This is a genomic window from Sphingomonas epibiotica, from assembly GCF_039615155.1.
In the GTDB taxonomy this organism is placed as follows: domain Bacteria; phylum Pseudomonadota; class Alphaproteobacteria; order Sphingomonadales; family Sphingomonadaceae; genus Sphingomonas.
Window position 1 is genome coordinate 207,424 of the sequence record NZ_JBDGHY010000003.1, and the last position, 24,624, is coordinate 232,047.

24 protein-coding genes are annotated in these 24,624 nt (G+C 67.9%); 10 read left to right on the forward strand and 14 right to left on the reverse strand.

All coding sequences use genetic code 11. From position 1 onward, the window contains the following. The first annotated feature begins 30 nt into the window (after positions 1-30). The gene (locus AAIO73_RS07330) at positions 31-810 is read left to right on the forward strand and encodes a formate/nitrite transporter family protein (RefSeq protein WP_345877075.1); all 780 of its coding nucleotides are present in this window, start codon (positions 31-33) and stop codon (positions 808-810) included. A 349-nt stretch (positions 811-1,159) separates the two neighbouring features. Here the strand turns inward: AAIO73_RS07330 and AAIO73_RS07335 are convergent, their stop codons facing one another. The 3 genes from AAIO73_RS07335 to uvrB form a co-directional block, all read right to left on the reverse strand. Beyond that, complete coding sequence (locus tag AAIO73_RS07335; RefSeq protein ID WP_345877076.1) at positions 1,160-1,687, reverse strand: hypothetical protein; 528 nt, start codon at positions 1,685-1,687, stop codon at positions 1,160-1,162. Continuing rightward, positions 1,684-2,202 (reverse strand): hypothetical protein, encoded by a 519-nt coding sequence (locus AAIO73_RS07340; protein ID WP_345877077.1) that lies wholly within the window; start codon positions 2,200-2,202, stop codon positions 1,684-1,686. Before AAIO73_RS07340 ends, AAIO73_RS07335 begins: the two co-directional genes overlap by 4 nt. 442 nt (positions 2,203-2,644) lie before the next feature. Beyond that, positions 2,645-4,846, reverse strand: a complete 2,202-nt coding sequence (uvrB, locus tag AAIO73_RS07345) for an excinuclease ABC subunit UvrB (protein ID WP_345877078.1) — start codon at positions 4,844-4,846, stop codon at positions 2,645-2,647. Positions 4,847-5,200: 354 nt separating this feature from the next. Between uvrB and AAIO73_RS07350 the strand changes: the two genes are divergently transcribed. Beyond that, a complete protein-coding gene (locus AAIO73_RS07350) occupies positions 5,201-6,529 on the forward strand; it encodes an amidohydrolase (protein ID WP_345877079.1) in 1,329 nt (442 codons plus the stop codon). 294 nt (positions 6,530-6,823) lie between these two features. On the opposite strand, the gene glsA is transcribed toward AAIO73_RS07350, so the two are convergent. From glsA to gspL, 5 genes are all read right to left on the reverse strand, one after another. Next, a complete protein-coding gene (gene glsA / locus AAIO73_RS07355; protein ID WP_345877080.1) occupies positions 6,824-7,738 on the reverse strand; it encodes a glutaminase A in 915 nt (304 codons plus the stop codon). A 169-nt stretch (positions 7,739-7,907) separates the two neighbouring features. Further along, positions 7,908-9,134 carry a type II secretion system F family protein gene (locus AAIO73_RS07360; RefSeq protein ID WP_345877081.1) on the reverse strand — a complete coding sequence of 409 codons (1,227 nt, stop codon included), beginning with the start codon at positions 9,132-9,134 and terminating at the stop codon, positions 7,908-7,910. Positions 9,135-9,300: 166 nt separating this feature from the next. Next, on the reverse strand, positions 9,301-10,782 hold the full coding sequence (locus AAIO73_RS07365) for a GspE/PulE family protein (RefSeq protein WP_345877082.1): 1,482 nt from the start codon (positions 10,780-10,782) through the stop codon (positions 9,301-9,303). Beyond that, on the reverse strand, positions 10,779-11,273 hold the full coding sequence (locus tag AAIO73_RS07370) for a type II secretion system protein M (RefSeq protein ID WP_345877083.1): 495 nt from the start codon (positions 11,271-11,273) through the stop codon (positions 10,779-10,781). The genes AAIO73_RS07365 and AAIO73_RS07370 overlap by 4 nt, the downstream gene beginning before the upstream one ends. Next, positions 11,270-12,355 (reverse strand): type II secretion system protein GspL, encoded by a 1,086-nt coding sequence (gene gspL / locus AAIO73_RS07375; protein ID WP_345877084.1) that lies wholly within the window; start codon positions 12,353-12,355, stop codon positions 11,270-11,272. Before gspL ends, AAIO73_RS07370 begins: the two co-directional genes overlap by 4 nt. Before the next feature lie 67 nt (positions 12,356-12,422). Here gspL and gspG point away from each other — a divergent pair, with 67 nt between their 5' ends. From gspG to gspD, 5 genes are all read left to right on the forward strand, one after another. Continuing rightward, the gene (gene gspG, locus AAIO73_RS07380; RefSeq protein ID WP_345877085.1) at positions 12,423-12,875 is read left to right on the forward strand and encodes a type II secretion system major pseudopilin GspG; all 453 of its coding nucleotides are present in this window, start codon (positions 12,423-12,425) and stop codon (positions 12,873-12,875) included. Positions 12,876-12,877: 2 nt separating this feature from the next. Then, positions 12,878-13,342, forward strand: a complete 465-nt coding sequence (locus AAIO73_RS07385; protein WP_345877353.1) for a prepilin-type N-terminal cleavage/methylation domain-containing protein — start codon at positions 12,878-12,880, stop codon at positions 13,340-13,342. 77 nt (positions 13,343-13,419) lie between these two features. After that, positions 13,420-13,839 (forward strand): type II secretion system minor pseudopilin GspI, encoded by a 420-nt coding sequence (gene gspI, locus AAIO73_RS07390; RefSeq protein WP_526023785.1) that lies wholly within the window; start codon positions 13,420-13,422, stop codon positions 13,837-13,839. After that, positions 13,836-14,618: a type II secretion system protein N gene (locus AAIO73_RS07395; RefSeq protein WP_345877087.1), complete on the forward strand. Its 783-nt coding sequence runs from the start codon at positions 13,836-13,838 to the stop codon at positions 14,616-14,618. The genes gspI and AAIO73_RS07395 overlap by 4 nt, the downstream gene beginning before the upstream one ends. Positions 14,619-14,628: 10 nt before the next feature. Then, the gene (gspD, locus tag AAIO73_RS07400) at positions 14,629-16,677 is read left to right on the forward strand and encodes a type II secretion system secretin GspD (protein ID WP_345877088.1); all 2,049 of its coding nucleotides are present in this window, start codon (positions 14,629-14,631) and stop codon (positions 16,675-16,677) included. 392 nt (positions 16,678-17,069) lie between these two features. On the opposite strand, the gene AAIO73_RS07405 is transcribed toward gspD, so the two are convergent. Beyond that, the gene (locus AAIO73_RS07405; RefSeq protein ID WP_345877089.1) at positions 17,070-19,583 is read right to left on the reverse strand and encodes a PhoX family protein; all 2,514 of its coding nucleotides are present in this window, start codon (positions 19,581-19,583) and stop codon (positions 17,070-17,072) included. A gap of 189 nt (positions 19,584-19,772) precedes the next feature. Here AAIO73_RS07405 and AAIO73_RS07410 point away from each other — a divergent pair, with 189 nt between their 5' ends. The 3 genes from AAIO73_RS07410 to AAIO73_RS07420 are packed head-to-tail and all read left to right on the forward strand — an operon-like array spanning position 19,773 to position 21,189. Then, positions 19,773-20,336: a hypothetical protein gene (locus tag AAIO73_RS07410; protein WP_345877090.1), complete on the forward strand. Its 564-nt coding sequence runs from the start codon at positions 19,773-19,775 to the stop codon at positions 20,334-20,336. Next, the gene (locus AAIO73_RS07415; RefSeq protein WP_345877091.1) at positions 20,333-20,782 is read left to right on the forward strand and encodes a hypothetical protein; all 450 of its coding nucleotides are present in this window, start codon (positions 20,333-20,335) and stop codon (positions 20,780-20,782) included. Before AAIO73_RS07410 ends, AAIO73_RS07415 begins: the two co-directional genes overlap by 4 nt. Continuing rightward, on the forward strand, positions 20,770-21,189 hold the full coding sequence (locus AAIO73_RS07420; protein ID WP_345877092.1) for a hypothetical protein: 420 nt from the start codon (positions 20,770-20,772) through the stop codon (positions 21,187-21,189). Before AAIO73_RS07415 ends, AAIO73_RS07420 begins: the two co-directional genes overlap by 13 nt. On the opposite strand, the gene AAIO73_RS07425 is transcribed toward AAIO73_RS07420, so the two are convergent. The 5 genes from AAIO73_RS07425 to AAIO73_RS07445 all read right to left on the reverse strand — a co-directional run bounded on the left by AAIO73_RS07425 (position 21,180) and on the right by AAIO73_RS07445 (position 24,431). Further along, a complete protein-coding gene (locus AAIO73_RS07425; RefSeq protein WP_345877093.1) occupies positions 21,180-21,881 on the reverse strand; it encodes a hypothetical protein in 702 nt (233 codons plus the stop codon). The genes AAIO73_RS07420 and AAIO73_RS07425 overlap by 10 nt on opposite strands. Positions 21,882-21,970: 89 nt before the next feature. Next, complete coding sequence (locus AAIO73_RS07430; protein WP_345877094.1) at positions 21,971-22,591, reverse strand: ATP-binding cassette domain-containing protein; 621 nt, start codon at positions 22,589-22,591, stop codon at positions 21,971-21,973. Then, positions 22,581-23,273 (reverse strand): molybdate ABC transporter permease subunit, encoded by a 693-nt coding sequence (modB, locus tag AAIO73_RS07435; RefSeq protein WP_345877095.1) that lies wholly within the window; start codon positions 23,271-23,273, stop codon positions 22,581-22,583. The genes AAIO73_RS07430 and modB overlap by 11 nt, the downstream gene beginning before the upstream one ends. After that, entirely contained in the window at positions 23,270-24,028 is a 759-nt protein-coding gene (gene modA, locus AAIO73_RS07440; RefSeq protein ID WP_526023786.1) for a molybdate ABC transporter substrate-binding protein, read from the reverse strand. The genes modB and modA overlap by 4 nt, the downstream gene beginning before the upstream one ends. Positions 24,029-24,095: 67 nt before the next feature. After that, complete coding sequence (locus tag AAIO73_RS07445) at positions 24,096-24,431, reverse strand: phasin family protein (RefSeq protein ID WP_345877097.1); 336 nt, start codon at positions 24,429-24,431, stop codon at positions 24,096-24,098. Between the last annotated feature and the right edge of the window lie 193 nt (positions 24,432-24,624).

Sequence of the window (24,624 nt, forward strand, 5' to 3'; positions counted from 1 at the left end):
TCGTTCCTGCACCATTTGGAAGGGAACGCCATGGCCAAGGACGACGCCACCGCCGACAGTCTGGCCGACAGCGTCGACGACGCGCTGTTGGCCAAGACCCGTCCGCCGATCAGCGCGATGCTGTTGCTGGGCATCGCGGCGGGGGCGCAGATCGGCTTTGGTGCGATCGGCTATCTGGTCGCGCAAGCGGGCGCGGAACCGGGCGGCGCAACGCAGCTGCTGTCGGGCCTTGCCTTTTCGGTCGGGCTGATGCTGGTGATGGTGACCGGCACGCAATTGTTCACCGGCAACACGATGCTGGTACTGCCCGCCGCGCAGGACCGGTTGAGCATGGGCGAAACGCTACGCGACTGGAGTGTGGTATGGGTCGCGAACCTGATCGGCAGCCTCGCCATCGCCGCCCTGTTCGTCGCGTCGGGCGCGACGGGGGCGGTCGACGGCGCGGTCGGACAGGCGGCGCTGAAGACTGCCGATACCAAGCTCGCCAAGGATTGGATCGAACTGATCGCCTCGGGCGTGCTCGCCAATATGCTGGTATGTCTTGCGGTTTGGATGGCGACGGGCGCGCAAACGGTGTCGGGCAAGATCGTCGCCGTCATCGGACCGGTGACGCTGTTCGTCGCGGCCGGGTTCGAACATTCGGTCGCGAACATGACGTTGTTGCCGGTCGCGTGGGGGATCGATCCGGCGGCGGTGCCGGTGAGCGCGCTGCTCGGCAATTTGTTGCTGGCGACGGCCGGGAATATCGTCGGCGGATCGCTGGTTGCGATCACCCTGGCGGCGGGGCATCGCACATTGAAAAGCGGGTAGGCGGGATATGAAAGAGGCCGCCGGGGTCTCTCGACGCCCGGCGACCTCAAGCATGGTCAGCGGCCGGAAGCTCCAGCCCGGGAGACCATGCGAGCCGCATTGTTGATGCCGCGACGTTGACTGGGGGAGGATACCCCCCGCACGCGGCCTCACGCGTTAGCGGCGCGTCTCCCGAACGAACTGAACCGACCCCATTGCTGAACCATGAGACATCGGATCACCTCCTTTCGCTAGTTAAAGCCGTTACGCACCGATCGATGCGCACCCCGAATCTGGGGCATCGCCGGGCTGCGCACAAGACTTGTATTGCACAATGTTTCCGCCATACTTCGCGGCCCTCGCTCCCGAGTCAGCGCAGACCCGGCCGGCAGCCCCGCACCACCGATAGGATCGCCTTATCGCCGGGCAGCCGCGCGACCGGGCCGTCATCGATGGCGAAGCCGATGCTATCGGCACGGGCCAGCGCGTCGAGGAAGGTCTGGCCGGTGGTCACCGCCGCTTCGGCCGCGCCGTCGACGGTCTGTGTCGGGAAGGTCGCGGCGGCATCGGCGACATAGAGGCGGATCGTCGCGCCCTGCCCCGGATGGGCGAAGACGATGCGCCGGGCCTGCGGATCGCAGCGGATGGTGAAGACCGTCGCGCCGTTCGCTTCGTAGCGCACCGCGCTGCCGCTTGCCGATGCCTGATAGCGCCAGTTGCCGGCGAGCGGCGCCGCCCCGTCGAGTTCGGGCGTCGGCAGTTCGCCGGGCCTGAGCGCGCGTGGCGACGGGGTCGGGCGCGGGGTCGGCGTCGCGCCGGCGGTCGGCTTCGGCGCGGGCGGCGGTTCGCTCGAACAGGCGGCAAGCGCCAGCGCCGCGAACGCCGCCGCCCGCCTCACGCGCGGCAATCCTCGGTCACGCGCAGGATTTCGGCCCAGCTCGGCAGGACCAGTCGGCCGACCGCGGCACCTTCCACGACGAAGCGGCCGCGGCTGAACCCGATCGCGTCGAGCAGCTTGTCGCTGGCGGGCAGCGACGCACCGACCCCGCCGGCCATCGGCTGGATGGTCAGGCTGCGCTGCGTGCTGGTGGTGCGGATCGTCACCGTGCCGGCGGCGGGACGCGGCGATGCGAAGACCATTGTCACCTGGCGGGCCGCACGGTTGCAGGTGAGCGTCGCGACCGGTGCCGCCCCGCGTACGCCATAGGTCGCGGCGGACCCGCTGCCGAGACCGCGATACTGCCAGTCGCCGGGGGTACGCGGCAGGTCGCGCCAGTCGCCGACCGGTGGCGGGGCCGGCGTCACCGGCGCGGGGCGCGGCATGGGCGACGGGACCGTTTCGGGCGCAGGCGGCGCGCCGGGCGGCACGCACCCGGCCAGCAGGAGAGCGGGGGCAAGGAACTTGATACGCATGGCCACCTTATGGGCGATGCGGGCGGTTGCCTCAACCGGGGATGGGGCGAAGCGCCCCTTGCATCGAACCGCCCGTCATTCCGGCGAAGGCCGGAATCTACGGATTGGGAAAGGTCATAATGGAGTCGACACCACCCGACACAATGGATCCCGGCCTACGCCGGGATGACGATCTTTGGATTATCGCCACTCCGCGCAAACGCGGCCTCTGCGAACGTCGGCGCGCAGCTGAAAACTACGCGTACCCCGGCGGAGGCCGGGGTCCAGTCGGGAAGGTTCTTCCGTATTTTTCGTATTCCCCCAACTGGGCCCCGGCCTTCGCCGGGGTACAGAAAAAGGACTTTCGCAGAGGTCTCGCGCTGGCCGGACTCCATACGCGCTACCGTCAGGCCAAACGCACAACGACGGCGTGTATCGGCTCCCGCCTGCGCAACCAGCGCCGCTACCGCCGCCTTCCCCCGCCCCCGGCCATGCGCATCGCCTTCTGCTTGCCATAGCGCGTCTTGCGCGTCCCCGGCTTGCCCTCGTTCGACCGGCCCATGATCGGCGCTTTGTGCTCGCTCGCCGGAAGCCCGAGTTCCTCGTTCTCAAGGCTGCGGATCTCGTCGCGCAGCCGGCCGGCAGTCTCGAATTCGAGGTTCGCCGCCGCCTCGCGCATCTGCTTTTCGAGGCTTTCGATGTACGAACGCAGATTGTGGCCGACCATGTGCGGCCGGTCCTCGTCGATCTCGACCGTCACCTGATCGCGCGAGGCGACGTCGGCGATAATGTCGCCGATCTGGCGTTTGATCGTGGTCGGCGTGATGCCGTGTTCCTCGTTATACGCGCGCTGCTTCTCGCGGCGGCGATCGGTCTCCGCGATGGCGCGTTCCATGCTGCCGGTCATCCGGTCGGCATAGAGGATCACCCGCCCCTCGACATTGCGCGCGGCGCGGCCGATCGTCTGGATCAGCGAGGTTTCGGAGCGCAGGAACCCTTCCTTGTCGGCGTCGAGGATCGCGACCAGCCCGCATTCGGGAATGTCCAACCCCTCGCGCAACAGGTTGATGCCGACCAGCACGTCGTACACGCCCATGCGCAGGTCGCGGATCAGCTCGATGCGCTCCAGCGTCTCGACGTCCGAGTGCATGTAGCGGACCTTCAGCCCAGCCTCGTGCATGAACTCCGTCAGATCCTCGGCCATGCGCTTGGTCAGCGTCGTAACCAGCGTGCGATAGCCGAGCTTCGCCGTCTCCTTCGCCTCATGGATCAGGTCGTCGACCTGTTCCTCGACCGGGCGGATCGTGATCGGCGGATCGATTAGCCCGGTCGGGCGGATGACCTGTTCGCTGAACACGCCGCCGGTCTGCTCCATCTCCCACCCGCCGGGCGTCGCCGAGACGCAGACCGTCTGCGGGCGCATCGCGTCCCATTCGTTGAAGCGCAAGGGGCGGTTGTCGATCGCCGAGGGCAGGCGGAAGCCGTACTCGGCCAGCGTGATCTTGCGGCGATGGTCACCCCGCGACATGCCGTTGATCTGGCCGATCGTCTGGTGGCTTTCGTCGACGAACAGCAGCGCGTTTTCGGGCAGATATTCGAACAGCGTGGGCGGCGGCTCGCCGGGCAGGCGCCCGGTCAGGAAGCGGCTGTAATTCTCGATCCCCGCACAGCTACCGGTGGCGGCGATCATCTCGAGGTCGAAATTGGTGCGCTGTTCCAGCCGCTGCGCCTCCAGCAGCTTGCCCTCCATCACCAGTTCCTTCAGCCGCTCGGCCAGCTCGTGCTTGATCGCCTCCGCCGCCTGTTTCAGCGTCGGGCCGGGCGTCACATAGTGCGAATTGGCGTAGACGCGGATCGAGTTGAGATTGGCGATCTTCTTGCCGGTCAGCGGGTCGAATTCGGTGATCTCCTCGATATCGTCGCCGAAAAAGGTGATCCGCCACGCGCTGTCCTCATAGTGTGACGGAAACAATTCGAGGCTGTCGCCGCGCACGCGGAAATTGCCGCGCTGGAACGCGGCGTCGTTGCGCTTGTATTGCAGCGCGACCAGCTTGCGCACGATCTCGCGCTGGTCGACCACGTCGCCCTTCTTCAGGTCGAAGATCATCGCCGAATAGGTTTCGACCGAACCGATACCGTACAGGCACGACACCGACGCGACGATGATGACGTCGTCACGCTCCAGCAGCGACCGCGTCGCGGAGTGCCGCATCCGGTCGATCGCCTCGTTGGTCGAGCTTTCCTTTTCGATATATGTGTCGGACCGCGGCACATAGGCTTCGGGCTGATAATAGTCGTAATAGCTGACGAAATATTCGACGGCATTGTCTGGGAAGAACGACTTCATTTCGCCGTACAGCTGTGCCGCAAGTATCTTGTTCGGCGCGAGAATCAGCGCCGGCCGCTGCAATTCCTCGATGGTCTTCGCCATGGTGAAGGTTTTGCCCGACCCGGTAACGCCGAGCAGCACCTGATCCTTCTCCCCCGCCTTTGCCGCCGCGACCAGTTCGGCGATCGCGGTCGGCTGGTCGCCGGCGGGCTGATATTCGGACTTGATGACGAAGCGCTTGCCGGCATCGACCTTGTCCGGGCGGGCCGGGCGGTGGGGGATGAAGGTCTGTCCGGTTTCCGGCTCGGACAGGTCGGTGCGGATCATGATCGCCATGGTTCGGAATATGGGTTGCGTGGAACGGGACGGCAACATTCGGGGCGGTCGGTTTTGTGATTCACGCGAAGGCGCGAAGGGCGCGAAGCAGAAGATAGTTTTCGCGCAGAGGCGGGGAGACGCGAAGGGGTTGCGCTTGCCGCCCCGTCCCGCGTCAGCGAGACCCTATCTTCGGGTGCAAACGGAAATGCAGAGGATCGCTGCGCGATCGGTCGCCGGGTACGCCACCTCTCTGCGCCTCTGCGTCCCTGCGCGAACCACTCTCCCTTCTTACGATTCGCGCCTTCGCGTGAACCAAATCCCCCTCGACACCCGCCCCGAACCCGATAGCTTGGCGCCCAAAGGGGAACCCGAATGCGCAAACTGATCGCCACCGCCGCCTGCCTGTTCGCCGCAACGCCGGCCATGGCCGAACCCGACTGGGCGCCCGCCGTGCGTGCCGATTACAAGGCGTCGCTGGGCAGCATGTGGGACTGGTTCCACCGCAACCCCGAACTGTCGTTCAAGGAGGTGAAGACCGCCGAACGCATGGCGACCGAACTGCGTGGTGTTCCCGGAATGCAGGTCGCCACCGGCGTCGGCGGCACCGGGGTGGTCGGCGTGCTCAGGAACGGCGTCGGCCCGACCGTGCTGGTCCGCGCCGACATGGACGGGCTGCCGGTCGAGGAGAAATCCGGCCTGCCCAATGCCAGCAAGGCGCGGCAGGTCGGCGTCGATGGTGTCGAGGCGCCGGTGATGCACGCCTGCGGTCATGACACCCATATCACGGCGATGGTTGGCACCGCCCGGCGGCTGGCCGCACTGAAGGACCGGTGGAAGGGCACGATCGTCTTCATCGTCCAGCCCGCCGAGGAACGCGTCGGCGGGGCGAAGGCAATGCTGGCCGACGGTCTGTACAGCCGCTTCCCCAAGCCCGACTACGCGCTCGCCTTCCACGTCGCGGCGGGATTGCCGGCGGGGATGGTGTCGGCGTCGGAGAGCATTCAATATTCGTCGTCGGACTCGGTCGATATCGACGTCCCCGGCATCGGCGCGCACGGCGCCAGCCCGCATGCCGGCAAGGACCCGGTCTATATGGCGTCGCAACTGGTAATCGCGCTGCAAGGGCTGATCAGCCGCGAACGCCAGCCGCTCGACCCTGGCGTCATCACCGTCGGTTCGTTCCATGCTGGCCTCAAACACAACATCATCAGCGACATGGCCAAGCTGCAGGTAACCGTCCGCGCCAACGACGAAGTCACGCGCAAGCAGCTGCTCGACGGCATCCAGCGCGTGACCACCGGCATCGGCACCCTCAACGGCATGCCCGCCGACCGGATGCCGACCGCAAAGGTGATTGAGGGCACGCCGACCACGATCAACGACGCCCCCCTCGCCCGCCGTCTGAACGCCGTTATGGCGACGACGCTGGGGGCGACGAATGTCATGCCGTTCGAACAGACTGGCATGGGGGCGGAGGACTTCGCTTATCTGGTCCAGCCGGATTCAAAGGTTAAAGGCTATTATTTCGCGGTCGGCGGTACGCCGATGGCGGACATCACCGCCGCGAAGAATGGCGGCCCGTCGGTGCCGTCGCACCATTCGCCGCTGTTCAAGGTCGCGCCCGAACCATCGATCGTGACGGGGACGATCGCGATGACGGCGGCGGTGCTGGAGTTGCTGGGGCCGCAAAAGGCGGGGTGACACCCTCCCCTCACCACCCCCTTTGGTTCGAGCAGTTTCGAGCTTGTCGAGAAGCGTCCGTCGAGAACTTGGTCGCTTGGGGCAACCCCTTCTCTGCTAGGGTTCTCGACAGGCTCGAACCAAACGGGGTTAGGTAGCCGGCGAAGATTCCAACCCCATTCGTGCTAAGTAGGGGCTGAGCTTGTCGAAGACCCGTATCGAAGTACCTGCCCCCACCGACCCTTCGATACGCCCCTTCGACAAGCTCAGTGGCTACTCAGCATAAACGGGTTGGGTAGGGGGGAAGCTGCCCCCCTACCCGAACACCGACCAGTCCGCCTTGTCCGCCAGCAACTCCAGCGCGCGCACGCCCAGGATCGAATTGCCGTGCCGGTCGAGATTGTTCGACCAAACCGCGATCGACGCGACCTGCGGCACGATGGCGAGGATACCGCCCCCTACCCCGCTCTTGGCCGGCAGCCCGACGCGATAGGCGAAGTCGCCCGATCCGTCATACTGCCCGCTGGTCGTCATCAGCGACAGCAACCGCCGCGTCCGCTTCGCGCGCTTGTCGCCTTCCGCATCGCCGGTCCGCGCGGTGCGGGTCAGGAACAGGCCGGTCTTCGCCAGCGACTTCGCATCGATCTCGATCGCGCATTGATGGACATAGGCCTCCATCACCTCATCGATCCCGCAGTGCAGATTGCCGTGATGCTTGGCGAAGCTCATCATCGCGCGGTTCAGATCGCCGCCGGTACGACCGGTTTCCAGTACGTCCTGGTTCAGGATCACCTCGGCCAGCCCTGCCTCGCGACCAACGAAGTCGACCACGGCGCGCGCGCAATCGTCGCCCTTATGCTCGACCAATATGTCACACACCACCAGCGCGCCGGCGTTGATGAACGGGTTGCGCGGCACGCCCTTGTTGCGTTCGAGGTCGACGATCGAATTGAACGGATCGCCCGACGGCTCGCGCCCGACGCGCTCGAACACCCGGTCCCCGCACGCCTCCAACGCGAGCTCGAGCGCGAAGACCTTGGCGATGCTCTGGAGCGGGAAGCGGATATGCGAATAGCCGCCATGATACAGTGCGCCATCGGGCGTCGCCACCGCCATGCCGAACCAGTCGGGCGGATAGTCGTGACCCGCTTCGGCGGCCGCCTCGATCTCGGCGGCGTTGGCGGTGATCTCCTCCGTCACCTCGGCGACGATGCGGGCGAGGTCGGTCATGGCATTTCCTTGAACAAGCTAATCAACGCTGGCGTTTAGCCCAAGCCGTTCGTCCTGAGTAGCCGCTGAGCCTGTCGATGCGGCGTATCGAAGGACGGCCAGGGGTGCTTCGATACGGGCTTTCTACAAGCTCAATCCCTACTCAGCACGAACGGGAAAGATGCGACGCTCAAATCTGCACCAGATTGTTCAGGTTGATGATCGGCAACAGGATCGCGAGCACCATCATCAGGACCAGCCCGCCCATCAGCAACAGCACCATCGGTTCGACCAACGCGACCAGCGTCGCGACCAGCGCGTCGAGTTCGCGCTCCAGTTCGCCCGACGCGCGGTCGAGCGCGGGAGCCAGCCGCCCCGACGTCTCGCCCGACGCGACGATCGCGACCAGCATCGACGGAAAGATTTCCGCCTCCGCCATAGCCGCGCGCAGGCTCAGCCCCTCGCGGACCCGCGCGGCGACGGTCAGCGCCTTGTCGCGCACGAAGCGGTTGGGCGTGACCGCGGCGGCGGCGTGCAAAGCCTCGACCAGCGGCACTGCACTCCCGACCAAGGTCGCGAGGCTGCCGGCGAAGCGCGCGGCATTATGCTGGCGGCTGAAGCGGCGAAACGGCCGCCGCGTCGCAAAGCGCTTGTCGAGCGCCAGCCGGTTGCCCGGCACCTTCAGCCAGCGCGCGCCGACGAGGAACAGCACCAGCGCCGCGACCGCGACATATAGCCCGTAATTCTGGATGAACGCCGACAGCGCGATTAGCGCTCGGGTGAGGAACGGCAATTCCGCCCCGCGCGACACGAACACGCGGACGATGTCGGGCACGACATAGACCATCAACAGCACCATCATGCCGAAGCTGACCGTCGCCAGCAGCGCCGGATAGAGCAGCGCCAACTGCATCTTCTGGCCATTGGCCTGCCGCGTCTCGACGAAATTGGCGAGGTGGTTGAGGACGTCGGGCAATCGCCCCGACTGTTCGCCCGCCGCGACCGAGGCGCGGTAGAACTCAGGAAATGCCCTGGGATGCCGCCCCAACCCCTGCGCAAAGCTGCGCCCGTCGAGGATCGCAGCACGCACGTCGAGCAGTAGCGCATTGACCGCCGCATTGTCGGCCTGCCCCGCGACGATGCGCAGCGATTCCTCGATGGAGATGTCGGAGCCAACCAGCGTCGCGATCTGGCGGGTCAGCGTCGCCAGCGCCTTGGCCGACACGCCGCGCCGGAACAGGCGGGGCAGCTGGATGCTGCCGAGCCTCGGGCCTTTCTCGGCGGCTTCCTCGACCGACAGCGGCAATTCGCCGCGTTCGCGGAGCATCGCGCGGGCGGCGGCGGGGCTGGAGGCCTCGATCACGCCCTTGACGGTCGCGCCGGTGCGGCTAGCGGCGCGGTAGGTGTAGGCGGTCACCTACTTATCCCTTTTAAGGATACCGTTTGGTTCGAGCAGCGATCGATCGAAGTCGAGAGCGCGTGTCGAGAACGGGGTTCCGCTGGACAGGCGTTCTCGACAGACGCTTCTCGACTACGCTCGAAGCTGCTCGAACCAAACGGCAGGGAGCTGGGATGGGGATTCGTCACCCCTCGTCCCGCACGACCCGCGCGACCTCCTCGACCGTCGTCACCCCGGCCTTCACTTTCGCCACGCCGTCATCGAGCAACGCCGGATTGTCGACCCGCGCCGCGCGTTCCAGCTCGGCCTCGGCCACCCCATTGTGAATCATCGCCTGCAACCGGTCGTCGACCGCCACGACCTCGTACAGCCCGGCGCGCCCGCGATAGCCCTCATGATGGCACGCCTCGCATCCGCCCTTGCGCCACAATTTCTTGCCCGGCTTGATCGCTCCGCCCAGCAGCGCGCTGTCGGCGTCGGTCGCGCGGTCCTGCCAGCGGCAATGGATACACAACCGCCGCACCAGCCGCTGGGCGACCAGACCGACCAGCATCGGCGCCAGCAGGTACCGTTCGACCCCCATGTCGATCAGCCGCGTGACCGATCCGATCGCGGTGTTGGTGTGCAGCGTCGACAGCACAAAATGGCCGGTCATCGACGATCGGACCGCCGTCTGTGCGGTTTCCTGATCGCGGATTTCGCCGACCATGATGACGTCGGGATCCTGCCGCAGGATCGCGCGCAGCCCGCGTGCGAAGGTCATGTCGGTACGCGGATTGACCTGCGTCTGGGCGATGCCGGCCAGTTCATATTCGATCGGATCCTCGACCGTCATCACGTTGCGGCGACGATCGTTCAGCCGGGTCAGCGCGGTATAGAGCGTCGTCGTCTTGCCCGACCCCGTCGGCCCGGTGACCAGCAGCAGCCCGTGCGGCCGTTCGAGCAACCGCCCGAATACCGCCTCGTCGCGCTCCGACATGCCGAGGCCCGCAAGGTCGAGCATCATGCCGCCGCGTTCGAGCAGACGCAGCACCACCCGCTCGCCATGCTGGGTCGGCATGGTCGACACGCGCGCATCGACGTCATGCCCGCCGATACGCAGCGTCACGCGGCCATCCTGCGGAGTGCGGCGCTCGGCGATGTCGAGCTTTGCCATGACCTTGATCCGGCTGACCAGCAACGGCGCCAGCGCGCGCGGCGGCTCGACGATATCGCGTAACACACCGTCGATGCGGAAGCGGACGACGAGGCGCTTTTCCTGCGTCTCGACATGGACGTCGGAAGCGCCTTCCTTGATCGCCTCCAGCAGCAGCGCGTTAATGAGGCGGATGACCGGCGAATCGTCGCGCGCATCGAGGAGATCGTCGACCGCCGCCGCGCTGTCGGCCAATGCCGCCAGATCGGTTTCGGCGAGTTCGATGTCGGCCGCGGTCGTCGCGCTGCCGCCATAGCTTGCCTGCAACGCCGTATCGAACGCTGCATCGTCCAGCGCCACGAACGGAATGCCCGGCGCGACCCGCTGCACCTCGAGCATCGCGTCGAGCGTCGCGTCGGCGCGATGGACGCATTCCATGCCCTGCGCGCCCAGCCGGATCAGCACCCCGCCCTTGCGCGCATAGCCATAGGGCAGGCGGACGGGTTCGGCATGCAGCAGCGTGTCGGTCATGGCTGGAACTCCACGGTCGCGTTGACCCGGCCGGAGGTGCTGCCGCGCTGCATCGTCACCCGCCGCACGTTGATCGTGCTGGTCGAGGCCACCGAACTGAGCCACGTCACCACCGCCGGATAGGGCGCATCGGTCAGCGTCGCGGTGACCGCACCATTCGCCTCGGCCACGGTCGGCTGCAACCCCGCCGTCGTCGCGGCCGATGCGATCACCGTCTGCGGCGGACCGGCAGCGGTCGTGGGGGGCGCACTTTCCAGCCGTCCGGCGGCGCGTATGCGGGCCATCAACGTCTCGGCCTGGCGGATGTCGGCGCGCGCCTGTGCCCGCGCCGCCTGCACCGGTTTGACCACGCCATAGACCAGCACGACCCCGGCGAGCAGCGCCGCAAGCACGCTTACCAGCACCCGCTCGCGCGTGGTCAGCCCCTGCCACCAGCCGTCGAACCGGGCCAACGCCGCCTCGATCCGGACGCTCTTACGCACGACGATCATGCCCCCCGCGCCACGATGCGGAGGCCACCGCCCGGGGCCGCACTGACCTGTGCCGCGACCCCCGCCGACGACAGCGCCGCGCGTAGCCGGTCGGCCATGCCGGTTTCGGGCGACTGGCAATCGAGGGTCAACGCATTGCCTTCGAACGTCATCGCGTTGACGACCAAGGCCGGCCCGATCGGCGACAGCGCGCCGGCAACGCGCGACAGCAGCGGCACGAAGCGGTTGGAACCGGTCGGACGCGGTAGCAGGTCGGCGACGCGCACCATGAAATCGTCGCCCCCTGTCGGCACCGACGGCGCAGTCGTGACCACCAGCTGCTGCAGTGCCGCCTGCCGCCGCCCGGCAATCCGTTGCAGCATCAGCGTGTCGGCGATAGCGATGACGCCATGCGCCAGCGCCGCCGCGCCGAGGATCATCGCCACCTTGCGCGTCGTGCTCGGCCATGCCGTCCTGCGGCGGGCATATACGCCCTGCCGTAGATCGATCGGCGCGGCGGCGACGCGTTCGGCAAGCGGCGCGGGCGGGAAGGCGGCCCCGTCGCCCGCCATCGCCTCCGGCAGCGGTTCGCCGAGCGCCTGCACCACCGGCCGTCCCGCCGCCTCCCATGCCGCGACCAGCATCGGCAGCGGAATGGCGAAACCGGTGCCGTCGGCGGCACGGACCAGCGCCCGCCCGCCAGTCACTTCGACGCTCCATCCCTCGACCGGTGCCGACAGGGTCAGCGCATCGGGCACGAACGCCGCCGCGCCGATCCCGGCACCTTCGGCGATCGCCACCCATTCGGCCATGACGCTGTGCCGCACCACCGCGACCAGATAGCGCCGGTCGCCGATCGCGTCGCCCAGCGCCAGATGGACCGCGTCGATCGGATCGGCGATCCGGTCCTCGACCGCGAAGGGCAAGGCCGCCAGCCGCTTGGCCCGGTTGGGCAGCGGCAGGTCGACGGAAAGCAAAAGGACCGATTCGGACGGCACGAGCAAGGTTGTTGCGGGGACCGCGCCATCGACTAAGATGGCGGCGCCGCCCGCGACAGCCCACACGCCGGCGGCCGGACCGGCGGGGGCGGGTTCGATTGTCACAATGGCTTCATCGTGTGGACGCATTGGGGCGTGGATGCGCATCTTATTCCGAAAGTTTCGTGACACCTTGGCCGCGAACCCCGCCGCCCGCAAGGTTTCTGTCCCAACCCATGAGGCGGGGCTGACATTGGTCGAAATGATCGTCGTGCTGGCGATCATCGCGCTGGTCGCGGCGCTGATCGTGCCCAACGTCATCAACCGCCCCGATCAGGCGCGGGTGACGACCGCCGGCACCGACATGAAAACCTTAGCCGGCGCGCTGAAAATGTACCGGCTGGACAATGGCGATTACCCGACGACGACGCAGGGATTGAAGGCACTGGTCGAAAAGCCGACCCAGCCACCGGTCCCCGGCGCCTATCCGCCCGACGGCTATCTGTCGCAGATGCCGCAGGACCCGTGGGGCAATCCCTATGTCTACGAATCGACCGGCGGGCGCTTTGCGATCAAGTCGCTCGGCAAGGACGGCAAGCCCGGCGGCGAGGGGCTGGACGCCGATATCGACGGGACGGCGCGCTGATCCTGCCCCGCCGCCCGGTTCGCGACGCCGAACGGGGGATGACCCTGATCGAGATGCTGATCGTCCTCGCCATCATCGGTGTAGCGGCCGGTGCCGTCAGCCTCGGCATCGGCGCCGCCACCCGCGCGCCCAATGTCGAGGCGGAGGCGCGGCGCTTCGCCGTACGGCTGCAGGCGGCGGCGGACGATGCGATGCTCGGCGACCAGTTGATCGCGCTGACCACCGAGACGCATGGCTATGGCTTTGCGCGGGTCGGGGCCAAGGGACTGACCCCGCAGACCGAGGGGCCGCTGGCGTTCCACACCCTGCCCGGCGGGATGGTGATGACGCTCGACACCCCGCCGCCGGTGATTCTCGGCGTCGACGGCACCGGCCAACCGCTGGGCGCGACGATCAGCGGCGGGGACCAGACGTGGCGGGTGCGCTATGACGGCATCACCGCGCGCGCGACCAAGGTGACGCAATGAAAATCCTCCCCATCACATGGGGAGGGGGACCAGCCATAGGCTGGTGGAGGGGCGTCGCCGCAAACGCTGCCGTTGCGTTGCGCCGCTCCCCCCCTCCACCATCCGCTACGCGGACGGTCCCCCTCCCCGCAGGCGGGGAGGATCTAAATGAAGCCGGCTTTTCTTTGATCGAGGCGATGGTGGCGCTGGCGGTATTGGCGATCGCCACGGTAGGGCTGATCGGCGCGGTTGAGCAGCATATCGATTCGACCCGCGGCGTCGAACGCCGCGCGATCGCAATGTGGGTGGCCGAAAACCGGCTCGCCGATTTGGAAGTGGGGACGCCGGAGGCGAATGCGGAGTCGGTCGACATGCTGGGACGGCAATGGAGCGTGGCGGTGAGCCGGACCGCGACCAGCGATCCCGCGCTCGACCGGGTGACGATCAGCGTCGCCCCTGCCGGCGAAGCCGCGCCCATGGCCCGGCTCGACGGCTTCCTGCGGAAGGACGCGGCATGATCGTCGTCGAACGGCTCCGCTGGCGCGAACGCTGGGTCGACTGGCTCGCCGCCGCCGCGATCGTGTCGGTCGCCTTCGCGCTTGCCGGCCTCGTCTGGCGTATCGCCGGGCATGCCGGCACCGGCGCGATCACTGTGCCCAGCGAAGCGCGCACCCGCGCGGTGACCGTCGACACCGGCCCGGCGGTTGCTTGGACCCCCTTCGGCAGCCCGACCGCCGCCGACGCCACCAGCCCGACCGCCATTCAAGCGGTGCTGAAGGGCGTGGTCTTTGCCCGCCCCGCCGAGCTGTCGGTCGCGTTCGTGTCGATCGGCAACGAACCGGCCAAGCCGTTCAGGCCCGGCGACGCGCTGGCCGGCGCCCAAGTGACCGAGATTCGCCGCGACCGCATCATCCTGAACAATGGCGGGCGGCTCGAATATCTCGCCTTCCCCGATCCGTTCGGACAGGCGACGCCGACCCCCGGTCAGCCCGCCCCTGCGCCCGTCATCGGCCAGACCGCGCCCGCCCCCGCCGCCCCGAGCGTCGCCCCCCCGCCCAGCGCGCAGGCGGTGCTCTCGCGGCTGAACGCCACGCCGGTCGCGGGCGGCTATGCGATCGGCGCCAACCCGCCGCCCGGCATGCGCGCGGGCGATGTCATCCAGTCGGTCAACGGCGCGGCCATGACCGACCAGTCGGCGGTGAACGCCGCCATCGCCAGCGCCGCCGCATCGGGGCAGGCACAAGTCACCATCCTTCGCGACGGTAAGCCGACCACCGTCTCCATTCCCATCCGTTAGGGTAAGTCCCGTGCGCCATCGCCTCGTTTCCGCGTTCCTGTCCGTCACGCTCGCCGCGACCAGCCTTTCGCCGGTTTCGGCCCAGACGCAGCCTGCCGACATCGTCGTCAACATGCGCGGCGTCGAGATCGCCGACGTCGCCGATCAGATCAGCCGCATCACCGGCCGCACACTGATCCTCGACCCGACGGTCAAGGGGCAGGTGACGGTCACCTCCGCCGAACCGCTGTCGCCGGCGGGGGTATGGGAATTGTTCCAGTCGGTGCTGCGCGCCAACGGCTTCGCAGCGGTCCGTTCCGGCTCGGCATGGCGGATCATTCCGCAGGCGAATGCAGTGCGCGACGGCGGGGTGCGCGCGCGCGGCGTCGGCGGGCAGGAACTGACCACGCGCATGGTCCGCCTGTCGAACGTCCCCTCGGCCGATGCCGCGCGGATCGTCCGCCCGCTGGTCGCCAGCTTCGGCAGCGTCGAACCGCTGACCCAGCCCAATGCGATCGTCGTCACCGACTATGCCGACAATGTCCGCCGGATCGAGGCGTTGGCCCGCTCCCTGGACGGCGGCGGCGGATCGACCTTCGCCACCATCACGCTCCAGAACGGCAATGCCGCCGATATCGCGACGGCGATGCAGGCGGTGCTCGGCGAAGGCGGCGCGCGGGTGGCGGGTGACGCGCGCAGCAACACCATTCTCGTGCGCGGCACGCCGGCCGGCGTCGCCGAGGCACGGCGTATCGCCCAGTCGCTCGACGCGCGCGGCAGCGGCGCGACGCCGTCGACCCGCGTGTTCCGCCTGAACTATGCCGATGCCGAAAGCGTGACCGAGGTGCTGCGCGGCATTCTCGGCCAGCAGCAATCGGCGTCAAACCCGGTCGCGCGGAGTCTGTCGACCACCAGCCAGCGCAACAATGCCGGCGCGGCGCTGTCGGGCCTGATCGCCAATGGTGGCGCCAGCGCAGCGGGGATCGCCGCGGCGAACGGCGTCGGCACGGGTACCGGGACGGGCGGCAGCATCAGCACCGTGGGCCAGAACCAGTCGACCACCCCGGCACAGGGCTTCACCACGCCCGACATCACCGTCCAGCCCGCCCCCGACATCAACGCCGTCGTCGTGCGCGGCACCCCCACCGCTATCGCGCAGATCGAACGGCTGATCCCCGACCTCGACGTCCGCCGTCCGCAGGTGCTGATCGAGGCGGCAATCGCGGAGATCACCGGTCAGGACGCCGAACAACTGGCCGTACAGATCGGTACGTCGGGAGCGGCGCTGACCCGCGTCGAAGGAGTCGCCACGTCGTTCGACAATGGTGGCGCGTCGCTCGGTGGAATCCTGCGCGCGCTGGGGGTGCCGGCGGGCAATTTGCTCGGCAGCGGCATCACCGGCAATTTCGGCATCGGCAACGATTTCTCGATCCTAGTGCAGGCGCTCAGCCAGTCGACCAAGGCCAATCTGCTGTCGACGCCCCAGATCACCGTGCTCGACAACAAGCTCGGCGAGTTCGTCGTGGCGCAGGAGGTTCCGTTCGTCACCGGATCGATCCTAACCGGCAACGGCACCGCCAATCCTTATACCACCATCGAGCGCAAGGACGTCGGCATCACCCTGCGCGTCCTGCCGCGCATCAACGCCGGCGACACGATCCGTCTCGAAGTCAGTCAGGAGGCGTCCTCGATCGCGCCGACCCAGGTCAGCGGCGCTGCCGACATCATCACCAACAAGCGTTCGGCCAACACCACTGTCCTTGCCGATAACGGCCAGACGATCGTGCTGGGAGGCCTGACCAGCGACGATTATCAGCGCGTCCGCAGCCAGGTGCCGATCCTCGGCGACATTCCGATCGTCGGCGAATTGTTCAAGGGCCGCAACGAAAGCCGCCAGAAGCGCACCCTGTTCGTGTTCCTGAAGCCGACGATCCTGCGCGACGGTGCCGACGCGGCGGCGGCGGCGAAGAACCGCTACGACCGCTTGCGGCAGGAAGAGGTGCTGCAGGGTGAGAAACGCAGCCTGTTGCTTAACCCGCCCGCACCGCGCCTGACGATGGAGATCGACGGGATTTATTGACCGCTTGGCGTTCAGCATCGCCGGTAACAATAACCGATACGGCTTCGCTATTGATAGTGATTATCATATAAGCTAGTGGTTCGCCTATGGGCGATCCATCCAGGCATCTGAACCGTGACAGCGAATGGCGCCGGTTTGCCGCATCACGTGCGATACCCGCCCCCTGGCGGATCGACCGGTCGGATGAGGACGCCATCGCGCCGCCGCTCCGTGTCGATACGACGGCACCGGAGCGGTTCGATACGACCTGCAACGTCGCCCTTCTTTCAGCCGGAGCACAGCCCGAGGACAGCGCGGCTGGCGTTCGACAGGCTGCCGGCATGATGGTCAACGACGAAGGGGCGGAGACCCTGCGGTCCCCGCCCCCCTTGCCGCCTCGATCGGAAGCCGCGTTACAGCGCGACCACGCCGCCATCGGTCCGGGTGATGACGATGGTCGCCGACCGGGGCCGGGTGCCGGCGGTGACCGTTGCCGTCGCGGAGATCGTCGCGCTGCCGCTCGCCGGCAACGGCGGCCAGTTGCTGGTCGGCGCGCTGAACGTACCACCCTCGCCCGGATGCTGGATGTTCACGAACAGCGACCGGCCGTCGGGCGTCGATTCGATGCCGGTAATCTCGCACTGGACCGGCCCGACCAGGAAGCGGCGGAGCGCCGTACCCGGAGCCTTGCCGATGCGGGTCGTCGCGGTGCTGGTCGCCGACACGCCGGTGTTGGTGATGGTGCGGGTCCCGCCATCGCCGACCGTGCCCGGCATCGCCGCCAGCATCATGCAGTTGGTGACGTCGGTGTACGCGCCGTCGTCGGTCTGGATCCACAGCACCGGCGTGATTTGCCCCGATGCGTTGGTCGGGCTGCCGAACCACAGGCCGTCCGGGCTGGAGAAGTCGTTGGTCGCGTCCAGACCCGACAGGTTGATGTTGGTCGGGTCGAGATCGGCCCCGGCGCCAAAGGCATAGACGTCCCAGGTGAAGCGCGTCGCCTCGGTCGTGTCGCCGGCTTCGCGCAGGCGGACGATATGGCCGTTGGCATTGCCGGTCGAACGCGAGCCGTTGGTACGCGGGTCGATATAGGAGCGCGGATTGGCGGCATCGACATTGCCCGGCGCACGCGACGAATTGTTGGTCAGCGTGCAGTACATCTCGCCGGTCGCCGGATTGACCGCCGTCCATTCGGGCCGGTCCATCCGGGTCGCGCCGACCGCATCCCCTGCCAGACGGCAATGGGTCAGGACGTCGGCCTGATCGGCAAAGGGATAGAGTGCGTTGGTTGCGGTCAGGCCGTTCTGCCCGAACACCAGCGCGATCCATTCGCCCGACCCGTCGGCGTTGAACTTGGCGACGTACAGCGTGCCATTGTCGAGATATTTGTCGCCGATCGCGAGGCGGTTGGTCGCGGTCGCATCGGCCGCCGCCCACGGGGTGTTCGACACGAATTTGTAGATATATTCGTTCTGCGCGTCGTCGCCCATGTAGAAGGCGGGGCGGACGCCGGCGACGGCACGGCCGGGGCAGCAGCCCTCGTGGTTCATGCGGCCCAGCGCGGTGCGCTTACGTGGGGTCGATGCCGGATCATAAGGATCGATCTCCACGCACCAGCCATATTGGTTCGGCTCGTTGCGGAAATCGCCGGTACCGTTCACCGGCTGGGTCTGGTCGATCGTCGCGTTAAACTTGCGGATCAGCGTCGCGCCAGGGGTCGCCTCGGCCGCCGTGGTCCATGCATAGTTGCCGGTACGCTGCGACAGGCCGTAGCGCGTGAACGCCTGGGTCGACTTGGCGCCGATCAGCGCGGTCCGCACGGCGTTGTCGCCGGTGTCGCGTCGGTAATAACCCGCCCAATTCTCTTCGCAGGTCATATAGGTGCCCCACGGCATATGGCCGTTGGCGCAGTTGTTGATGGTGCCGCGCCCGGTCGTGCCGTCGGGCGAATAGGCGGTGAACAGCAGCGGGCTGCCCTTCACCGGGCCGCTGAACGCGGTCGGGGTATAGGGGGTGATGCGGCGGTTGAACGACGAATTCTGGACATAGCTCCAGCTGCCGTTCGACGCGCGGGTCACTTCGACCACCGACACGCCATGGCATTCCATTTCCTTGACGACTTCGGACGTCACGCGCGTAGCGCCCGCCGTCACGCCGGCGACGTGGAGATATTGCTCGGAAATGTTCTCGTGGTTCATCACCAGCAGGCCGCGCGTCGAATTGTTCGCGTCGCGAGTATTGCCGCTGGCGGCGAGGCCGAAATAGCTCATGCCGTCATGATGATCGCCGGCACGGTTCGAATAGCCGGTGTCGGTGCCGTCATTGGCGAAGGCCGGCGTCGCGCTGCTCAGCGGGTCGCCGAGACGATAGACAACGCTTGCGGTATAACCGGTGGGAATGACGACCGTATCGGCGAGGCTGCGGCCGACCGCCGTGAAGCCCAGCGTCGGCGGTGCGACGGCGACGGTGATGTCGGTGGTGCTGGTCGCGCCCTTCACGTCGGTGGCGGCATAGCGGAACACCAGGTTGGTGTTGGTGCTGACCGCGGGAGCGATGAAGGTCGCGGCACCGGTGTTCGCGTTCGACAGCGCGACGGTCGGCCCCGCCACCTGCGTGAACGCCTGCGACACGATCGCATTGTCGTCGGTGACGGTGCCGGTCAGCGTCACGACGCGGCCGCCGCTGGTCGCACCGCTCGACGTGCCGCCGACGACCGGCGGGGTGTTGTCGATGCCCTGCGCCTTGTCGTCGCACGCGGCGAGCAGCGATCCGCCGAATACGGCGACCGCCGCCGTCGACGCACCGCCGCGCAGCGCCTGCCGCCGCGAATAGCGCTGGTCGACCAGATCCTGCAGGCTCGGCCCCGTGCTCGGGTTCGTTTCGATATCGCCGTCGTCGTAATCGATGATGAGGTCGTTGTTCGCCATGAAATCCCCGCGTTATTTCCGGAAGCCGGCCCTGCCGGCATCCCTCCCCGACCTGCGTTGGCGCAAAGCTGCGACACGGCGATTGCGGATCGAAGACGATTGGATGGCGGAATGAAGACGGTTCGGTGACGTAACCCCGCAACCCCGTTCGCGCTTGTGCCGCCACCGATGCCGGGCGTAGGAGCGGGCATGGCCGACCCCCGTCCCGCCAATGACAGCGCGCCCGTCCGGCCCAGCCTGTTCGATCGGGCATTGGGTACGGCGCGTCGGGCGCGGGCTACGACACCCCCCGTCGATCCGGTTCCGGATCCGACCGCGCGCTCGCGCCCCGACCGGGCGAGCATCCTCCTTGCGATCGCGATCCTTGCCACGCCGCTGCTGACGCTGGCCGGCGCGACACTGACGACCGCGCAGCTTCGTCACGAAACTCGGACGTTCACCGAGCGATCGGCCCCGGCGGTCGCGGTGCGTGCCGGACAGGACCGCGCCCGTGCGCTGCTCGCCGACGCATGGAACGGCCCGACGCTCGGCGCGACGCTGGAAGCGATCGCCCGCTCGCTGCCCGAGGATGCCGCGCTGCTGCGGGTCGAGCGCGGTGCCGGGCCGCTGACGATCGACATTGCCGCGCCCGACCCCGATCGCGCCGTGGCGGCATTGCGGCGCGACCCGGCGCTCGGCGGATTGCGCGCCGTCGCGCAGAGCCGCACGGACGGCGACGGGCGGATGCGGATCACGCTGGAACAGCCGCGATGACGCCGCGCCTGCCGCTGATCGCGATGGGGCTGGCGGCCTTGCTCGCCATGCCGACCGCCGCCGCGCTCGACGATCTGGCGACCGCCCGCGCCGATCGCGACGCCGCCCGTGCGGAGGCTGCCGCCGATCCGGTACCGCTCGCGGTCGCCGCGGCGGCCTTTCCCGCCGACGATGCCGCAGATGCCGCCCGCCGCCTCACCACACGCATCCGCGCCGATGCCGCGCGCGGCGGCGTATTGATCGAGAACCTCGCCACCGATCCCGCCGCGCCTGCGCCGCTCGCCATGCTGACGCTGCGCGCATCGGGCAGCGAGAAGGCGGTGGTGGCGTTTGCCGACGCGCTCGAACGCGGCGGCCCGCCGGTGCGGATGGCGGCGTGGCGGCTGAGTTCGGCACCGGGCGGGGTGCGGCTCGATGCGCGGCTGGTGGCGCCATGGCGGGGATGAGGCTGCGCGACCATGGGCTGATCGCGGCGGCGGTTCTGGTGGCGCTCGTCCTGCCGCCATGGCTGCTGCGCGAGGCCGATCACGGCGCCGCGCCGGCACCGGCCGTCGCGCCGCTTGCCGCCCCGGTCTCCCCGCCACCCTTGCGCGCCGCCTTTGCCCGAACGCTGTTTGCACCACCCGCCGCCGACGCGCTGCCCGACGACGCGCCGGTCCTGCTCGGTGTCGTCGGAAGGCTCGGCCGCGATGCCGTCGCGCTGGTGCGCGGTGCGGAGGGCACGCGCACCCTGTCTCCCGGCGACAGCGTCGATGGCTGGCAGCTGCGCAGCCTCGCGATCGACGCCGCCTATTTCACCCGCGGCGGACAGACGGCGCGCGTGCCGATGCCCGGCAGCGACGATCAGCGATAGGCCAGCCGCACTCGGGCCTCGTTGGAAAGCGTGCGATCCGACAACGGCGCTTCGTACGAGGTCCGCTTCGCCGACAGCCGCAGCGTCCGGGTGACGCCCGCACCCGTTGCCGTGGCGCCGGCCAGCGGATGTTCGACCATGTGGTAGAAACCGAAGCGCTTGCTGGCACAGCCGCCAATCGCGTCGAACATGCCGATCAACGGCATTGCCAGCAACGATGCATCCGCTTTCGCCATCGATACGGCCACCCGGCATTGCGCGCGCAGATCGCCCAGCCGCCGATCCTCGACACTGGTCCCGCTCGACAGGACGATCGGGCGCAGGCGCATCCCCTGCGACTGGACCGGCGCGGTCAGGAACCAGCGACCGGCCGGCAGCGTCGCGAACGCAACTCGGCCATCCGCATCGATCGTCACCGGCAATTGCCGCCCCGCCCCGTCGGTCAGCGCCAATCCGACGCCGGCCGCCGAAATCCGATCAGCCCCCCGCCATAGTTCGAACCGCAGCGTCCCTTGCGGCGCATAGCTCGGACGGTCTTCGGCAAAACGCCGTTGCGCCGCACGCAGCAGCTTCGCATCGACCCGCAACGGCTTGCCGGCGATGACGACGATGTCGGGACCATCGGGTTGGGCGTCCTGCGCCATGGCGGGCGACGCCACGACGGTTGCCACTATTAGAACCACCTGCCGCATTACCCGAACTCCCGATCGTTTCGGGACCGACATCACCCGCTAATTACGGCGGCACCATGTTCGGATCGCGACGCCGGCATTGCAGGTGGTCACATCGCGACGATGCGCGTTGCCAGCCGCTCCGCCTCCGCCCCATCATGGGTGACGTACAGGATCGGCAGCCGCAGCGTGTCGCGCAGCCGCTCGATCGCGACCATCACCTCCTCGCGCCGCCCGCGATCAAGCGAGGCGAGCGGTTCGTCCATCAGCAGGAACCTTGCGCCCGACAACAGCGCCCGCCCGATCGCAACCCGCTTCGCCTCGCCCCCCGACAGCGTCGCCGGCCAGCGATCTAGCAGATGCTCCAGCCCCAGCAGCGCGACCATGTCGTCATAGCCGATCGGCGGCGTGCCGCGCCCCATGCCATAGCGCAGATTGGCCGCGACCCGGCGGTGCGGAAACAGGCGCGGCTCCTGAAAGACATAGCCGCAGCAGCGAGCCTGCACCGCAACGTCAATCCCCGCGGCGCTGTCGAACAGCGTGACGCCCCCGACCCGGACATGCCCCGCCGCCGGTCGCAACAATCCGGCGACCATGTTGAGCACGCTCGACTTGCCGACGCCCGACGGACCGAACAGCACCGTCAGCCCGCTGTCGTGCCCGTCGTCTGGCACGACCGCGCCGACCACCGCCTCGCCCAGCCGCACGGTCACCTCGATGTCAAAGGACATGCCCACTCCGGCCGCTGCGCCGCGCCAGCGTTTCGGACAGGACCAGCGCGATCAGCGACAGCGCCACCGACATGCCGGCAAGCCGCACGACGCTGGTCTCGCCACCCGGCACCTGCAACGCGCTGTAGATCGCGATCGGCAACGTTGCCGTCTCGCCCGGCACGTTGGAGACGAAGGTGATCGTCGCCCCGAACTCGCCGAGCGCACGCGCGAAGCCCAGCACCATGCCGGCCAGCACGCCGGGCAGGCTGAGCGGCGCGGTCACCGTCCAAAAGACACGCGCACGCCCCGCACCCAGCGTCCGCGCGACGCTTTCCAGCCGCCGGTCGACACCCTCGATCGACAAACGAATCGCCCGCACCATCAACGGCAGCGCCATCACCGCCGCTGCGATCGCCGCGCCGGACCAGCGGAACAGCACGCTGACCCCAAACCAAGCCTGGAGCCAGCCACCGATCGGGCCGTTCGGCGCGAAGGCGAGCAGCAAGAGCCACCCGGTCACTACCGGCGGCAGCACCAACGGCAAATGAACGACCCCGTCGAGCAGCACCTTTCCCGGAAACCGTCCCCGCGCCAGCACCCATGCCAAGGCATAGGCGATCGGTAAGGCCGCCAACATCGCCACTCCGCCGATCTTCAGCGACAGCAGGACGATCGCCCATTCGCCGCGATCGAACGTCAACGTGCGGAGAAACCGTAGCGCACGAAAATCGCCTTGCCCGCCGGGCTGATAAGGAAGCGGCGGAAGCGCTCACCCTCGACGCTCCGCGACGCCTTCAGCCGCGCGATCGGGTAGACGATCGGCGGGTGGCTCGCCGCCGGAAAGATGCCGACGACCCGTACCTTCGCCGAAGCCTTGGCATCGGTCGCATAGACGATGCCGAGCGGTGCCGCCCCGCGCTCGACCAGCGCCAGCGCGGCGCGGACATTCTCGGCTCGGACTACCGACGGCGCGACGCGATCCCATGCGCCCAGCCGGGTCAGCGCTTCCTTGCCATAGCGCCCGGCCGGCACCGCATCGGGATCGGCCATCGCCAGTCGTCCGCCGTTCAACGCGCGCAACAGGTTGACGCCGGGCCGCAACGCCACGCGCAGCTTGCTATCGGCGGGAGCGACGAGCACCAGCCGGTTGCCGAGCAAATTGGTTCGGCTACCCGGTGCGACCAGCCCGCGCCGGTCGAGATCGTCCATCCATTCAACATCGGCCGAGACGAACAGGTCGGCAGGCGCACCCGCCGCCGCCTGCCGCGCCAGCGCCGAGCTGGCGGCGAAGGACAGGGTCGGCCGGACATGCCCGCGCTTCGCCCAGGCGTCCGCCGCGGCGTTCATCGATTCCTGCAGGCTGGCGGCGGCGAGCACCACCGGCGGCCGCGATTGCGCGACTGCGGCTCCTGCCAAAGTCAGCAGGGCGAACAGCCACAGGAACCAACGTTTCATCATACCCCCGGAGGCACGAGCGATCCGCCGCAGCAGATCGCCACGACGGACGGTCGGAATGGCGCGATCAGTCGCGCCCGGTCATCTGCCCGACGGCGTTGCGTCCGAACTGGGCGATCATCTCGCCGACCTCGCGTGCCTGCGATATCGATCGCGACCCCTGTTCACGCATATAATCCGACTGGATTTTCATGACTTCGTTCAGGTCGCGAGCCTGTGCGGCAGCGCGCATCGCCTTGAACGCTTCCTGCGTATTGGATTCGGCCTGCGACAGGATGGTCAGACCGAGCTGCGATCCCTGTTCGGTCATCTGCGTGCCCGCCGCCTGCATGCGCTCGCCCGCCGCCTTCATCTGGTCGGTCGCTTGTTTTGCCGCATCGAACGGACGGTCGGTATCGGTCATGTCGCTCTCCCTGTCGTCGTGCCGAAACCGGCGTTCCGCCGACGTTCGAATCGGCCAAAGGTTCCGCGACAAAATGCGATTCGAATCGCGTGGTACGAAACGAACGCGAAACGTTTGCAACCGGCGAAGGCGCTAATTTCCCTGCGGCAAACGGACTGAAAAAAAATTTTCGGGCTGCCGCACCGCATTAACC

What these genes read in the sequence shown, in the direction of transcription:
- AAIO73_RS07330 (WP_345877075.1), top strand. Translation starts at nt 31, where the DNA reads ATGGCCAAGGACGACGCCACCGCCGACAGTCTGGCCGACAGCGTCGAC.
- AAIO73_RS07340 (WP_345877077.1), bottom strand. Translation starts at nt 2,202, where the DNA reads ATGCGTATCAAGTTCCTTGCCCCCGCTCTCCTGCTGGCCGGGTGCGTG.
- uvrB (WP_345877078.1), bottom strand. Translation starts at nt 4,846, where the DNA reads ATGGCGATCATGATCCGCACCGACCTGTCCGAGCCGGAAACCGGACAG.
- AAIO73_RS07350 (WP_345877079.1), top strand. Translation starts at nt 5,201, where the DNA reads ATGCGCAAACTGATCGCCACCGCCGCCTGCCTGTTCGCCGCAACGCCG.
- glsA (WP_345877080.1), bottom strand. Translation starts at nt 7,738, where the DNA reads ATGACCGACCTCGCCCGCATCGTCGCCGAGGTGACGGAGGAGATCACC.
- AAIO73_RS07365 (WP_345877082.1), bottom strand. Translation starts at nt 10,782, where the DNA reads ATGACCGACACGCTGCTGCATGCCGAACCCGTCCGCCTGCCCTATGGC.
- AAIO73_RS07370 (WP_345877083.1), bottom strand. Translation starts at nt 11,273, where the DNA reads ATGATCGTCGTGCGTAAGAGCGTCCGGATCGAGGCGGCGTTGGCCCGG.
- AAIO73_RS07395 (WP_345877087.1), top strand. Translation starts at nt 13,836, where the DNA reads ATGATCGTCGTCGAACGGCTCCGCTGGCGCGAACGCTGGGTCGACTGG.
- AAIO73_RS07405 (WP_345877089.1), bottom strand. Translation starts at nt 19,583, where the DNA reads ATGGCGAACAACGACCTCATCATCGATTACGACGACGGCGATATCGAA.
- AAIO73_RS07410 (WP_345877090.1), top strand. Translation starts at nt 19,773, where the DNA reads ATGGCCGACCCCCGTCCCGCCAATGACAGCGCGCCCGTCCGGCCCAGC.
- AAIO73_RS07415 (WP_345877091.1), top strand. Translation starts at nt 20,333, where the DNA reads ATGACGCCGCGCCTGCCGCTGATCGCGATGGGGCTGGCGGCCTTGCTC.
- AAIO73_RS07420 (WP_345877092.1), top strand. Translation starts at nt 20,770, where the DNA reads ATGGCGGGGATGAGGCTGCGCGACCATGGGCTGATCGCGGCGGCGGTT.
- AAIO73_RS07425 (WP_345877093.1), bottom strand. Translation starts at nt 21,881, where the DNA reads ATGCGGCAGGTGGTTCTAATAGTGGCAACCGTCGTGGCGTCGCCCGCC.
- AAIO73_RS07430 (WP_345877094.1), bottom strand. Translation starts at nt 22,591, where the DNA reads ATGTCCTTTGACATCGAGGTGACCGTGCGGCTGGGCGAGGCGGTGGTC.
- modA (WP_526023786.1), bottom strand. Translation starts at nt 24,028, where the DNA reads ATGAAACGTTGGTTCCTGTGGCTGTTCGCCCTGCTGACTTTGGCAGGA.
- AAIO73_RS07445 (WP_345877097.1), bottom strand. Translation starts at nt 24,431, where the DNA reads ATGACCGATACCGACCGTCCGTTCGATGCGGCAAAACAAGCGACCGAC.